This is a genomic window from Bacillus sp. FJAT-49711 (assembly GCF_018343715.1).
Lineage (GTDB): Bacteria > Bacillota > Bacilli > Bacillales > Bacillaceae_C > Lederbergia.
Genome location: NZ_JAGYPL010000002.1, coordinates 1,044,395 through 1,057,531, shown reverse-complemented (window position 1 = coordinate 1,057,531; position 13,137 = coordinate 1,044,395). Strand labels below are relative to the sequence as shown.

The window sequence follows — 13,137 nt, the reverse complement described above, 5'->3', positions numbered from 1 at the left end:
CCTGGCACTCGAACAATTCTCGAACAATTGCACTCCCTAACCTTTTGTTCCTGTTAATGCAATTCCCTCAATAAAGTATCTTTGCATGAAGAAGAATAGGACAATGATTGGTGCGACGATAGTGGCAGAAGCCGCCATTAGGTATCCCCATTGGGCATTGTACATTCCTTTGAAGGAAGCTAATCCTAGTGCCAGGGTAAACTTTGAGTCATCGTTCAAATAAATTAATGGTCCAAGAAAGTCATTCCAGGCACCTATAAAGGTGAATAGTGCTACTACGATGATTGCCGGCTTTGATAAGGGAATAATGATGGTAATTAACACCTTTAATGGCGATGCACCATCCATATACGCCGCTTCATCCAATTCCCTCGGAATCGTTCTAAAGAATTGCCTTAATAAAAATATATTAAACGCTCCACCACCAAACCAAGCTGGAACGGTTAATGGTAAAAATGTGTTAACTGCACCGAGTGCCTTCCACCCCATAAAAACTGGTATTAGTGTTACGGCGTATGGCAACATCATCGTACTGAGAACACAAGCAAAAATGATGTCTCGGCCTGGCCAGCGTAATCTGGCAAAGCTATAGGCACTAACCGTACTAGAAAATAGAACACCACATACCGCAAATAATTCAATGGTCATCGTATTAAAAAAATATTTATGAAACGGAACAATCGTTAATGACTCAGAATAGTTGCTCCACATAAAAGGACTTGGAACCCATTCCGGTGGGAAGGTAAAAATTTGAGCCGTCCCCATCAAGGAACTCCTTATTAACCACGCGAAAGGAAATAGCATAACAATACTTCCGGCAATTAATATCACATACACGATGACTCGCCAAATGGAAATCTTCCTTTTTCTCTTAACCTTTTTCTTTTGAAGGTTTGGTTTATTATCTAAACTGATGTTGGCATTCATTACTTGTCACCACCTTCGTAATAAACCCAGCTTTTGGAACTTTTAAATACGATCATAGTCAATACCATAATGATCAAAAATAGAACCCAAGCTAAAGCACTTGCATAACCCATTTTAGTTTCTTGGAAAGCTGTTCTAAACAAATAATATACATAAAATAAAGTGGAATTATTAGGGCCACCTGCCGTCATGATATAGGCCTCATTAAACACTTGTAACGTTCCGATCAGTGACATAATTAAATTAAAAAAGATGGTAGGCGTCATTGAGGGGATCGTGACATATAAGAGCTTATGAAACGCATTCCCGCCATCAATATCCACCGCCTCGAATAAATGAGTCGGAATTCCCTGAAGACCTGCAAGGAAGATCACCGCGGAGTTTCCAATTCCCCAAGTACTCATTAATATTAAAGACGGGACAGCAGTTTTTTCATCATAAATCCATTGCATTCCCGGCAATCCTACCATTTTCAGCATCGAATTAAACAGACCGAAATCAGGGTTGTATATCCAGAGCCATAGCATTGTACTCGCAATGCTCGGCACAATGACGGGAAGATAATAGATTGTACGAAAAATAGATAAACCTTTTACCTTTTGATTTAAGAGCAGCGACACTATAAATGCTACGATAATAACGAGCGGAACACTTCCCAATGAATAGTAAAGGGTTGCACCGAGTGACTTTTTAAAAAGAGGATCCTCTGTTAACATCGTTTTATAATTGTCTAGGCCGATAAAGGTATATTCCCCACCAATCTCCCAATCTGTAAGACTAAAAAAGAGGGAAGCCACCATCGGGCCAAATGTGAAAATTAAAAATCCAAGAATTGCGGGTAACGCAAGAAGAATGCCCCATCTTCGTTCCGAAACGTATAGACCTGATCTTGTTTTCTTTGTAAGGTTCAATCGCAACCCCTCCCTTTTAAAGGGACAGGAAGAAAAGTAATCTTCCTGTCGTAAATTTTATCGTTCATATAACCCTTTAAGTAATGGCTGCACCGTTTTTTCTAGTTCATCCAAAACTTCTTTTGCTGGCTTTTTACCTAACCAAATAGGATCTAATCCTGATCCTATTGCAGGGTCAATTTCAACAAAGTTTTTAAGACTATATGATGGACCAGCCTCAATATTATTTAACGTATAGTCAATGACTGCTTCCTTAAATTCTGGAGGGTGAACCTCATTATTTGTCCAACTATCGATCGCATCTTGTTCAGTGTAATATTTCTCTTCGAGCGGCATCCATAATCCTTTTGCAAATAGGTCAACTTCTTCAGGATTATTATGGAATAAGTAAAACTTCATCGCTTCATCGGGGTGCTTCGTATCTGAAAAAATTATGGTAGGGGCTCCAAATATAACTGATTTTGCCTCTTTAAACTTAGGAAGAACACCTATCCCATAATTTAATTTACTTTCGCCAAAATCAAGGATATTCCAATGACCATCCATCACCATAGCAACCTTTTTAGTTTGTAAAAGAACACTTGTTGCAGGCATATTTTCCTTTTGTGTAGGAGTAGGAGCGACATGGTACTTATACATTAAATCTTGTAGATTTTGAAAAACCTCAACTGACTCAGGACTATTTAATGTATATTGGGTGCCATCTTCATTCGTGATACTACCACCATTACTTAATAAAAATGGATACCAACCAGCCCACCAAGTCGGAAAGGAAATTCCATATTGGGCAATGTTTTTTGCATCAAAGCTTGGGTTCAAAGCATTTCGCCCTTGGTTATCCAAAGTTAGCTTTTGCGCCATTTCAACAAAGGTTTCCCAATCCCATGCTTCATTGGCATTAGCTGGCGGCAGCTCAACGCCTTCTTCCTCAAATAAATCTTTATTATAAAATAGGCTCATAATTTCTCCAGCCGTATTCGTACCAATTGTTTTGCCTTTATCAAAATAATAGAAAGTTTCTGGGATACGGTTTTTTAACTCGTCATATTCCATCATATATTGAGTGATATCCATGACTTTACCTTCTTCAGCCCATTTTAATGCTAAACCTTCTCCTAAATAGGCTACATCTGGTAAATCTCCGGACGCCATTAAAGTATTTAATTTAGTTTCATAATCATTCGGAACATGCTGTGCATCTACTTTTATGTTAGGATTTTTTTCTTCAAAGGATTTTACCATTTTTTCAACTGCTTGCTTCTCAAATACACTTCCCCAATACATGAATTTTAACGTTACTTTTGCACTATCATCTTTTCCTTTGCTAGTCTTGGATGAATTATCTGAGCTGCATGCCGTAATAAAAATACATAAAATAGAAGTGAAAATGATAATCCATATTTTTTTAGACATCACTACAGTTCCCCCTTAAATTTAGTTACAAGCATTAAGAACGTTTACCAATTAATATTGCTTAATTGTTAAATACCACCTCCTTAAGTAGAAAGCTTCATAATAAATTACTTAAGTTGTGTTATTTTCGATTGTCGAGTCTCTTATTATTAACTTGCAATCTACTTTTTTCTTTAGATTAGATGCCTTTTTTCCTTGGATGTTATCGAGTAATCGCTTAGCAGCTAATTTTCCCATCTCATAAGTAGGCAGTTCAACAGTAGTTAAAGCAGGGATTAATATAGAAGAAAAATCGGTATTATCAAAGCCAATTAACGAAAGGTCTTCGGGAATCCTAATTCCATATGCTGTACAATACTGAATCACACCTGCAGCCATTCGATCATTACCTGCAAATATAGCTGTAGGCTTTTCATTTCCGCTTAGCATATCTTGAGCCAATTTATAGCCTGAAGCACTCGACCAATCACCTGATCTTATCCATTTCGGATATATTTCAAGACCTTCCCTTCGGTGCGCTTCAATAAATCCATTCAATCGTTCTATTGATGCATTCCAATCAATTGGACCATTAATAAAACCGATTTTATGATGTCTTAAATGTATTAAATACATCGCCGCTACATAAGCACCTTGAAGATCATTCGGTATAACATAATCTTCCGCTAGGTCCTGAGTATATCCGTATACATAGGTGTGAGGGATATTAGGCGTTTTCCATTGAATTTCTCTGACCCATGAACTCGCATAAATCAATCCATCTATTTGTTTTGGGTTAAAAAGTTGTGTATAATCCCATTCCTTTTCTTTTTCATATCTTATTTTAGAGATTAATATGGAATAATTTTGTTGATACAAATATTCTTCTATTCCATCAACCATAGATGGAACAAAATCCATGAAATTATCGGTCAACACTCCAATCGTAAATGTTCTATTTTGTTTTAAACTTTTAGCAATAAAGTTCGGTTGGAATTGATACTCTTTAATAATCTTTTGTACTTTTTCTTTGGTTTTTGAACTAACCGGTGCTGTTCCATTCAACACATGCGAAACCGTAGAAGGAGCAACACCGGCAATCCTAGCTATATCCCTTATCGTGGTCAATTTTCAGTCCCTCTCACTAGTAATCGCATAAATAAAATCGATTTCATTAATTCGATAAATTTAAGTAACAATCACTATAAAATAAAAGCTCCACTCCTATCACCCCATCCAATAAAACCGATTCAATTCCACTGATCGTTATAGACGATAATTAAATAATCCTGAATTGTTTCCAATTTGTTTGAGTGCCTGGTTTGTTTGAGTGCCTGGCACTCAAACAAATCAAGCAATTCAAACAATTTCCAAACACTTCTTCTTATTTCAATACTGGAAATTCTCCGATCCTTAACCGGGCGCATCCATATGGAACGAGTTGGATTGTTTCTTCTAGGGCGTTAGCGTACGGTTTTGGGTTTTTTGGCGGGGCTGCAGCTGAGTTTTGTTTCATCATCCAATTTGAGAGTAGTCTTCCTTTTGTTAGTAGTCTTATTGGAGCATGGTTGGCTTTAAATGGTTGATAGTGAAGGTCCATGTTTTCTTCTACTTCAACATCAAATTCTGCATTTTGGGTTAAGGCATAACGCCAAGCTGAAGCTGGGTAAACCTCCCAATCATGGAAACGTTCACGTTCATGAACTTGAATCCAATTTTCTTCTATTGGCAACACATATACGAGCGGTCCACGGTTCACACTTATTGCATTGTTATTTCGTTCTTCTAATTGCACTTGCATTGGAAGTTGAATTTCAATTCGATCATTTGGATTCCATTCTCTTTCAAAACGGGCGTATCCATTCTCAACGATGCCATGTTGACGTTCTCCGTTTACAGATACCTTCATATCCGGGCACCAGTCTGGGACTCTTAACATAATAGGGAAGGTCGCCTTTTCTTTAAGGTTTATATCTATGCTCACATGTTCACGGAATGGATAATTACTCTTAACCACTAGCTCGATATCCTTCCCATCTGCCACAAACCCTTTAACAGTACAAGGCGCATATGAAACTGCTGCTAACCCGTCATCTTGAGTAGCCATCCATAAACTAGCGGTAAACTTTGGCCATCCTTGGTGCATGTTCGCAGTACAACAACCGAAATTCGGCTCCAAACCAAACATATTGGCATCTGGACCATTCGACCATGGCCTTTTTGCTAAATTACAGATGACCTGATTTACTTGTTGATCATATTGGTGAGAATCCCATTCAGGTGAGATCGTTGCTGGAAGAGCATTAAATGTAACTTTTTCTAAAATATCCCCAAACATCCCGTCCCCCAATATGCGAGTGAGGTTTTCCATACTGAACATATATTCTACAACTGCACATAATTCAACACCTTGACTCGGATGGGTCCCCGACAGCCATTCATCTCCTGAAAACATCCCATGTGCTTGACCATGATAGGTCATTAAGCTCTGAATTCCTTTATATACAGCTTCCTTATCGTATTCATTTCCAGTTTGCCGATAAAAAACAGCTGGCGTTTTGATTCCCATCGCAACATTTACTACATGTGTGCGATGATTCCATTCTGTTTGCTTCCTCCAGTAAGGGAATTTCGCAAAAATATGATTCCAATCTATCGTTTGTTCTTGTACTATACTTGCCAATTCAAGTAACTCGGAGTCCCCTGTTCTTTCATAAAGCCAATGAATGGATAATAATAAATCCCCTCCACGAGCTTCATGCCATTCTTTTAAGGGCCGATCAACAAGCGCACCTTTCATATATGAAAAATACTTCGACATGAAAGGAATGACTCTCTCATCCTTCGATACCTCTTCATACTGAGTCAGTACTTTTAACATAATAAAATCTTGCCACCAGTCGTGATTTCCCACTTCAGTATTAACAGTCTTCACATAGGCAGGACCAAAAGAGCCATCTTCCCTTTGACTAGAGATTGTCCATTCTATCCATGGCTGAACCTTTTCTATTAATCTTTTATCCTCTAAAAGATACGCCAATGGTAGAAGGCCATCTAAATAATATGGACCACGCTCCCAACTATCCCCAGCTCCACCAAGCCAGCCATTATTAGGACCGACATCTTCCCAATGTTCATCTAAATGACCAGTAAATCCATTTGCTTGTATTTCCAATTGATTTTTTAACCATCCAGCGGGTTTTATACTACCAAGCGGCAATGACTGGAAAGCGGTTTCTTTTAAACCCAGATATGTACTATTATTCAACAACTCTCCCCACCTTTATCTATTTCTATTTACATCTGAGCCTATTATATTGGTATAATCTTGATTAAATAATGCAAAATTCAAACAACTATTTGCACTATCGTAACCTTTCATAGGGGAGAAATGACAATATGCTACAATTAATTGCACCACCTTTACCAATCATCTTAGCTGCGGGAGAAGATACATATACTGTTGGGCAATCTCATCCAAACCGCAATAAAATAGGAGTATTTGATTTACTCATCGTAACGAAAGGTTGTTTACTGATGGGGGAAAACCTAAATACGTTTCCTGTTGAAGAAAAACAAGCACTCATTCTATATCCCGATCGCCATCATTTTACGGTGAAACCATGCGAATCAGAAACCCATTTTTATTGGATCCATTTTAAATCAGTGAAGGATTGGAATGAAATCACTGATGCATCTACAAGAAGGGGATTGGATATTGATAAAACTGAGGATAGAAGTGCTTTTTCGGAGTACCCATTTTGGATCACACTTCCAAAGCATGGGACCATTCATAATTGGAGCACCGTGGACCTTTTATGCAGACATTTATTATCAATAGAAGAAAATACTACTTATTCATGGGAATGGAAAAGACAACTGCAATTCCAACAATTATTACAGGAATTATCAAATACAAATCACTTGGCGAAATCCTCACCCTCTATGGCTGTAGCAGAACAGGCCGCCTCTTTTTTGCGAAAAAATTTCGCCAATAAAATAAACTATAAAGAGCTAGGAGAATCACTAAGCTACCATCCCAACTATATCGCTAGATGTATGATCAATACCCTTGGATACAGCCCAGTAGAATACGTAAACCAAGTTCGTCTTGACCAATCAAAAATCCTCCTCATCTCAACAAATTGGAGTATAGAAAAAATAGCAGAAAACTGCGGATTCCAACAAACAGCATACTTTAGCCGTTTCTTCAAAAAGAAAGAAGGCCTTACCCCCCACCAATTTCGAAAACAATATGAAGGATAAACAAAAGTGCCAGGCACCCGAACAATTCAGAATAGTTCCAGAGTTGTTTGGGTGCCTGGCACTCACACAATTTACTTTTTTCTACCTCTCATGATAAACGCTACGACCATTCCGACGGCTAAGCCTATTCCTAGGGCCGTAGAAATGATGTATATTTGATTTTCGTTGTTTGGTTTCTCAGGTTTATCGGGTGTGGCTGATTTTTTTATGTTTTCGTTATCTCGTGGAGAGTCTTTTACGGGTTTTTGACCCTCTCCTAGTTCATTTTGATCTTCTGTAGCAGCTGTCAATTGGGCTGTTCTTGAACATAGACTCACTCTGAGCTGTCCTTCTACGTCGTTTGCATACACTAAATATTCTTCATTTAACGAAAATTCGAAGCCGCAACTTGCCGAGCTTATTTCTGTGTAAACAACTATTTCAGACTGTTTACTTCCTTTCCAGGATTGATTCACTTCGATTGTAACCTCAACCAAATCTGCGGAAGATCGGACTTTTTTATTTTTACTTGGATCTACAATACTAATAACCTTACCTGAAAAAACATCTGAACTACGGTCTAACTCTTCCTGAACCGTGCCAACTGGAACACAAGAACAAGCAGAACCTTTAATCGGCGATATAGTAAAAAATAAACAAGTAATCACTGCCAAACTCACAAACCAGTGAAGAATTTTCATAATTATAATTCCCCTTTTTCTTTTTTAGACGTTGAAAAAAAGGATTCGTTACACAATACAAAGTGAATTCCATACAAATAAAGCATTAACCAATTGTCAGAAATGAGTGCCAGGCACCCAAACAACTCTGACACTATTCTGAATCGTTTCTAATTTGTTTGGGTGCCTGGCACTCACACAATTCTTACACAATTCCTCCCTCACAAACAAAAAATGAAGGATTTCTTTTCTGCAATCGAGAATTATAAGTTGTATGGTACTTAGGCGTTGAACATCTACTAGAAAAGTTATATGGGAGAAGGTTACTAATATGATAGAACGACTTCAATCCGAATCTAATATAATTGTAGCGGCTCATCGTGGCTTTAGTTCTAATTATCCTGAAAATACTCTTTTGGCTTTTCAAAAAGCAGTGGATATTGGAGTAGATATGATTGAGTTTGATCTTCGGCTATCTAAGGACAACGAAGTCGTAATTATCCATGATCAAACGGTGGATCGGACGACGAATGGTTCGGGAAAGGTGCAGGATTTTACGTTAAGAGAATTAAAAGAATTGGATGCAGGTGATGGGCAACGGATTCCCACATTAAAAGAGTTTTGTAAGATGCTTCAACCATATTCGGAATTACTTTTTAATATTGAAATTAAGCGTGGCAGCAAGGCAATAGAGGTTGCTGACAGGGCAATTGAGATCCTAAGGAAGTTTGATTTTCTTGACAGGTGTGTATTTACAAGCTTCGAGGCAAATATAGTTGCGCATATTCACGATACGTATCAATGCAAAACTCAAGGGTTTCCGGAAGATAAAATGTCCAATTATATCCCAGGCAAAAACGGAACTTTTTCCAAATTGTGGGCTATTGGGATTGAAATGAATGTGTTAACCCGTGAGATGGTTCAATCTTACAAAAGTGCAGGAAAACTTGCATGGAGCTTCTGTCCAGACGATGCGAAACAAGTCAAATATTCATTGGATTGTGGCGTAACGTTAATGACATGTAATAACCCAGTACCAGCTTTACAGTACATTAAAAAAATAAAAAATGGCTAGGAGAAGGAATGTTATCTTTACTATAATCTAATTTTATACTTAGTGATCCATCTCTTCTCTACTTTTTTTCGTTAGCAAATAGACCAGGTGCTGTTACATCTGATCGTTGCAATTACAAGACGCAAAAAGAACACAGGCCAAAAATAAGAACGTTAAAAAGAAGTAACACGCCCTTTCTTGTCAGAGCAGAGGGCAGTTACTTCTTTTTATTGGTGACTAGTGTGACTTGCTACAAGGGTAAGGGATATTTTAAAAATGCCTCTTACTTCTGAAGATCCCTATTTCCCTTTTAAAGCTCCCGATGAAACATAAATAAACCTCTCAAATCGAGCACAAACATGACATTTCTGCATCGGATAATTCTCGTAAAAATAGTCAATGATTCTACCAGGTTTTTCTGAATTTCCAGCAAACATATCATAATGGAGAGGAATAACAGTATCGACACCTGCTGCAACCGCTAATTCAGCCGCTTCTCTTACGTCCATATTCCCTACAATATTTCGCTCATTTCTAAAAAAGTCTCTTCCGTTAATCGGAAGAAGAGCCAAGTCAATGGCTTCCTTTTTCAACGTATCTACTAATCCAGGATAAATAACTGTATCCCCAGCATGATATATTTTTACACCGTTCCAATCCAAAATGAATCCTACAAATCGGTGGCCATGCTCAGGAGAGTATTCAAATTCCTCATGAGCAGCCGGGATGGCTTTTATTTTCACATCCGTACTGCACCAGTCTAGATTCGTATCAGCTTCCACTATATTTTCTTCATTGACACCACATTCTCGCAATTGCTCATGACAATAAGCGGGAGCGATAAACTTTGTTTGATTATTGACCTTAGCAATCGCCTCCACAGAATATGGATCTAAGTGGTCGCTATGATCATGCGAGATACAAACATAATCAATATTTGTTAACAATTCCGGCTGAAAAGGAGGAGCGAATGCCCGATATGGTGCAGACTCCAAATAAGGATCGATACAAACAACCTTATTCCCCGCTCCCTTCAAAAGAACACTATTCTGACCTAAAAACCATACAGCAAGCATTCCTTCCGGGACTACCGTTTCTTTAAGTTCCTCCAATATCTCTAACCCACGCTCAACATTTTCCATTTCCTCTTTACTCATTTCCTTTCTTATTTAACGTCAGTCATACGCTCTTGACACCACCAAACAATTCTGAATAGTTCCAGAGTTGTGTGAGTGCCTGGCACTCACACAATGCACTCACACAACTCTCAAACAATTATCTGGAGCTCCGTAAGCCTAAGCCGCCGTTAATATGTAGTTCTGTGCCTGTGACCTGGCTGGATTCGTCTGATAGTAAGTATACAACACCGTAGGCCATGTCCTCAGCTGTTTGCATTTTTCCGGTGGGAATTGCATTTTCTGCCCATTCTACGAGTTTTTCTTTGTTTGTTCCCATACTTTCGTGCAGTTCGATTTCCCCTTCAGAGGCAACCCATCCAACGGTTATCCAATTTGAACGAATTTGCTTTTTAGCATAGTGGCTAGCGATGCTTTTGTTCAGAGTAAGCATTGCTCCTTTCGAACAGGAATACGCAACCAAATTTTCTCCACCCGCATACCCATTGGTCGACCCAATTTGAACGATTGAACCCTTTCCAGTTTTCAACATCTCTCGTATGGCGAATTTAGAACAAAAGAATGCTCCTTTTATATTCACATCAAATATGGAATCAAATAACTCTTCTGTCGTATCAAGAATAGTTCCCCTTGGAAAAATTCCTGCATTATTAACCAAGCCGTCAATTCGGCCAAAATGAGCAACAGATTCCTCGATTAACTCTCTACAAGCCTGCTCGGATGCAATATCTTTTTGAATAAAAATCGCTTCGGTTTCGTACCTACTCATTATTTCTTCTACAACCACATTCCCCGCATCTCGATTTCTCCCACTAACAACAACTTTAGCTCCTTCATCTGCACACATCAAAGCAATACCTTTTCCAATTCCTTTTGTCGATCCCGTGATGACAATTACTTTATCTTGAAGACGTTTGCTCATTCACATCACTCTTTCTTCCTTTTTAATTAGTGCGCCAGGCACCCGAACAATTCAGAATAGTTCCAGAGTTGTTTGGGTGCCTGGCACTCACACAATATCACACCCAACAAACAATCGTTTCCCCCGTTAGAACACCAGCAGATGGTCCACATAAAAACATCACGATGCCCGACATATCTTCGGGATGTGCAATTTTCTGCAAACGGGATTTGCCTTCTTCTTCCTTGACTGTTCGAGTTGCTAAAAATCTGCCTGTATAAGTGGGAGCTGGTGAAATGGCATTTACATTTATGTCATAAGGTCGTAATTGCTCTGCTAAACTTCTCGTATAATAAGAGATTCCAGCCTTTGCCGTCGCATAGATGATCCCTTCACGCACTGGCACATGCCCCGCAATCGAACCGACATTAATGATTTTCCCAGACTTTCTTTCCCTCATATGAAGTCCAACATACTTGCACATATACATTGTCGTCAGTAAATTTCGATCGACGACAGAGCGAATATCTTCAACTGATATATCCAAGGCATCATTCGGATTGGGACGTGGCGTAGAAAAGCCAATATCTCCTCCAGCATTATTGACTAATATATCAATTGCCCCAAAACGATTAATGGCCTCTGCTACCACACTGGAGGCCTGCTTCGGATAGGATAAATCACCGGCAATAAATTCTGCCTTTACGCCAAGAGACTGGATATCCCTAGCTACTTCGTGTCCCGACTCGGCTTCATTAAATTCACTTGCAGCATGATTATTAATATCATGAACAATCACATTGGCCCCTGCTTTCGCTAAATCAAAAGCATATTGTTTTCCCAATCCGCGGCTTGAACCCGTAACTAGTGCATTTTTTCCTTTTAAAGCTTGCATATTACGCCTCCAATTGTAGGGTATCGTTTTTCTTCATCAAATAAGATAAATAAGCCATTCCAATGGCCATTTCCTCCATTTCATATGTGGCAATCGCCTCTGCGGTTTCTCCCTTTTCATATGGAGTACGCCAATCTCCTTTTGTAAAAGCATGGTCTTCTATAAAACGAAGAAGACGTGTCAGCTGTTTGGCCGTTCGGTCCGGATATTCCGTCCAATAATCCTCCTGTAAAACTCGGACATGCCTTGCTTCTAACGCCCCATGTTCAATCGATAACGTAATATTTGGATTCACTTCTTCCATTAATGAAAAAAGCGCTGGAAAATCAATCACTCCTTGTCCAACAGGACAGCGAGCGAGACGATAGCCTTCATCTGACCAATAAATCTTGTAATCTTTTAAATGGACATTTTTTATATACGGAGCCATTTTTGAAAAAAAATCCATCGGAACTTCAGCAGTAGCTAATGGATTCCCGGCATCTAATGTAATTCCAAAATAATCGGAATTGATGGTTTCACATATCCAAATGAGCTCTTCTGATGCTAAATCCTGATGATTCTCTACGGTTAAATGAACCCCTACTTCCTCAGCCGTCTTAACAGCCTCTTGGAAGGAAACTAAAATTTCATGAAGAAACGCTTCCCATTTGCCACTCATTTTTCTGCGGTCTCCGCCAAAATCAGCCCCACCTACGACCGTTCTAACCGTACGTGCGTTAATATTTCCGCCGAGCTGAAGAACTCGTTTTAAAAGTTCCGGATCATAACCACCTGCAGCGATATTTATAAACAAATTATGGTCTCTCGCATACTCTCTAACCTCATCCAAATTGGCGTGCACTAATAGATCGAATGGCAATTCTACCCCTTCTAATCCATATTCCTCTGCCATCTTCATTTGCTGTATAGCCGTGATTCGTGGTTTTTCCGCTTTTGGATGTAATCCCATATAAAAGACAGTTCCGTACGCCGTAAGTCCAAACTGCATGCTAT

At 38.9% G+C, this 13,137-nt stretch carries 12 protein-coding genes; 2 read left to right on the top strand and 10 right to left on the bottom strand.

Going from position 1 to position 13,137, the window contains the following annotated elements; genetic code table 11:
* Positions 1 to 36 precede the first annotated feature (36 nt).
* From KHA96_RS12540 to KHA96_RS12520, 5 genes are all read right to left on the bottom strand, one after another.
* Entirely contained in the window at positions 37 to 927 is an 891-nt protein-coding gene (locus tag KHA96_RS12540; RefSeq protein ID WP_213129604.1) for a carbohydrate ABC transporter permease, read from the bottom strand.
* Positions 927 to 1,838: a carbohydrate ABC transporter permease gene (locus tag KHA96_RS12535; protein WP_213129603.1), complete on the bottom strand. Its 912-nt coding sequence runs from the start codon at positions 1,836 to 1,838 to the stop codon at positions 927 to 929. The genes KHA96_RS12540 and KHA96_RS12535 overlap by 1 nt, the downstream gene beginning before the upstream one ends.
* Positions 1,839 to 1,895: 57 nt before the next feature.
* Entirely contained in the window at positions 1,896 to 3,251 is a 1,356-nt protein-coding gene (locus tag KHA96_RS12530; RefSeq protein WP_213129602.1) for an ABC transporter substrate-binding protein, read from the bottom strand.
* 111 nt (positions 3,252 to 3,362) lie between these two features.
* Entirely contained in the window at positions 3,363 to 4,358 is a 996-nt protein-coding gene (locus tag KHA96_RS12525; RefSeq protein ID WP_213129601.1) for a LacI family DNA-binding transcriptional regulator, read from the bottom strand.
* Positions 4,359 to 4,614: 256 nt separating this feature from the next.
* Positions 4,615 to 6,498, bottom strand: a complete 1,884-nt coding sequence (locus KHA96_RS12520; protein WP_249315495.1) for a beta-L-arabinofuranosidase domain-containing protein — start codon at positions 6,496 to 6,498, stop codon at positions 4,615 to 4,617.
* 131 nt (positions 6,499 to 6,629) lie between these two features.
* On the opposite strand from KHA96_RS12520, the gene KHA96_RS12515 reads away from it, so the two are divergent.
* Positions 6,630 to 7,496, top strand: a complete 867-nt coding sequence (locus tag KHA96_RS12515; RefSeq protein WP_213129600.1) for a helix-turn-helix transcriptional regulator — start codon at positions 6,630 to 6,632, stop codon at positions 7,494 to 7,496.
* Positions 7,497 to 7,567: 71 nt separating this feature from the next.
* On the opposite strand, the gene KHA96_RS12510 is transcribed toward KHA96_RS12515, so the two are convergent.
* Entirely contained in the window at positions 7,568 to 8,176 is a 609-nt protein-coding gene (locus KHA96_RS12510) for a hypothetical protein (RefSeq protein ID WP_213129599.1), read from the bottom strand.
* Positions 8,177 to 8,486: 310 nt separating this feature from the next.
* Between KHA96_RS12510 and KHA96_RS12505 the strand changes: the two genes are divergently transcribed.
* Positions 8,487 to 9,230 (top strand): glycerophosphodiester phosphodiesterase family protein, encoded by a 744-nt coding sequence (locus KHA96_RS12505; protein WP_213129598.1) that lies wholly within the window; start codon positions 8,487 to 8,489, stop codon positions 9,228 to 9,230.
* Positions 9,231 to 9,508: 278 nt separating this feature from the next.
* On the opposite strand, the gene KHA96_RS12500 is transcribed toward KHA96_RS12505, so the two are convergent.
* From KHA96_RS12500 to KHA96_RS12485, 4 genes are all read right to left on the bottom strand, one after another.
* Positions 9,509 to 10,366, bottom strand: coding sequence for an MBL fold metallo-hydrolase (locus KHA96_RS12500; RefSeq protein WP_249315493.1), 858 nt, complete (start codon positions 10,364 to 10,366; stop codon positions 9,509 to 9,511).
* Positions 10,367 to 10,484: 118 nt separating this feature from the next.
* Positions 10,485 to 11,267 carry an SDR family NAD(P)-dependent oxidoreductase gene (locus KHA96_RS12495; RefSeq protein ID WP_213129597.1) on the bottom strand — a complete coding sequence of 261 codons (783 nt, stop codon included), beginning with the start codon at positions 11,265 to 11,267 and terminating at the stop codon, positions 10,485 to 10,487.
* 97 nt (positions 11,268 to 11,364) lie between these two features.
* A complete protein-coding gene (locus KHA96_RS12490) occupies positions 11,365 to 12,141 on the bottom strand; it encodes an SDR family NAD(P)-dependent oxidoreductase (RefSeq protein ID WP_213129596.1) in 777 nt (258 codons plus the stop codon).
* Position 12,142: 1 nt separating this feature from the next.
* Positions 12,143 to 13,132, bottom strand: a complete 990-nt coding sequence (locus KHA96_RS12485; RefSeq protein WP_213129595.1) for a sugar phosphate isomerase/epimerase family protein — start codon at positions 13,130 to 13,132, stop codon at positions 12,143 to 12,145.
* Positions 13,133 to 13,137 lie beyond the last annotated feature (5 nt).

Coding starts and splice junctions, on each gene's coding strand:
- KHA96_RS12510 (WP_213129599.1), bottom strand. CDS start 8,176: ATGAAAATTCTTCACTGGTTTGTGAGTTTGGCAGTGATTACTTGTTTA.
- KHA96_RS12515 (WP_213129600.1), top strand. CDS start 6,630: ATGCTACAATTAATTGCACCACCTTTACCAATCATCTTAGCTGCGGGA.
- KHA96_RS12505 (WP_213129598.1), top strand. CDS start 8,487: ATGATAGAACGACTTCAATCCGAATCTAATATAATTGTAGCGGCTCAT.
- KHA96_RS12530 (WP_213129602.1), bottom strand. CDS start 3,251: ATGTCTAAAAAAATATGGATTATCATTTTCACTTCTATTTTATGTATT.
- KHA96_RS12500 (WP_249315493.1), bottom strand. CDS start 10,366: ATGAGTAAAGAGGAAATGGAAAATGTTGAGCGTGGGTTAGAGATATTG.
- KHA96_RS12490 (WP_213129596.1), bottom strand. CDS start 12,141: ATGCAAGCTTTAAAAGGAAAAAATGCACTAGTTACGGGTTCAAGCCGC.
- KHA96_RS12485 (WP_213129595.1), bottom strand. CDS start 13,132: ATGCAGTTTGGACTTACGGCGTACGGAACTGTCTTTTATATGGGATTA.
- KHA96_RS12495 (WP_213129597.1), bottom strand. CDS start 11,267: ATGAGCAAACGTCTTCAAGATAAAGTAATTGTCATCACGGGATCGACA.
- KHA96_RS12540 (WP_213129604.1), bottom strand. CDS start 927: ATGAATGCCAACATCAGTTTAGATAATAAACCAAACCTTCAAAAGAAA.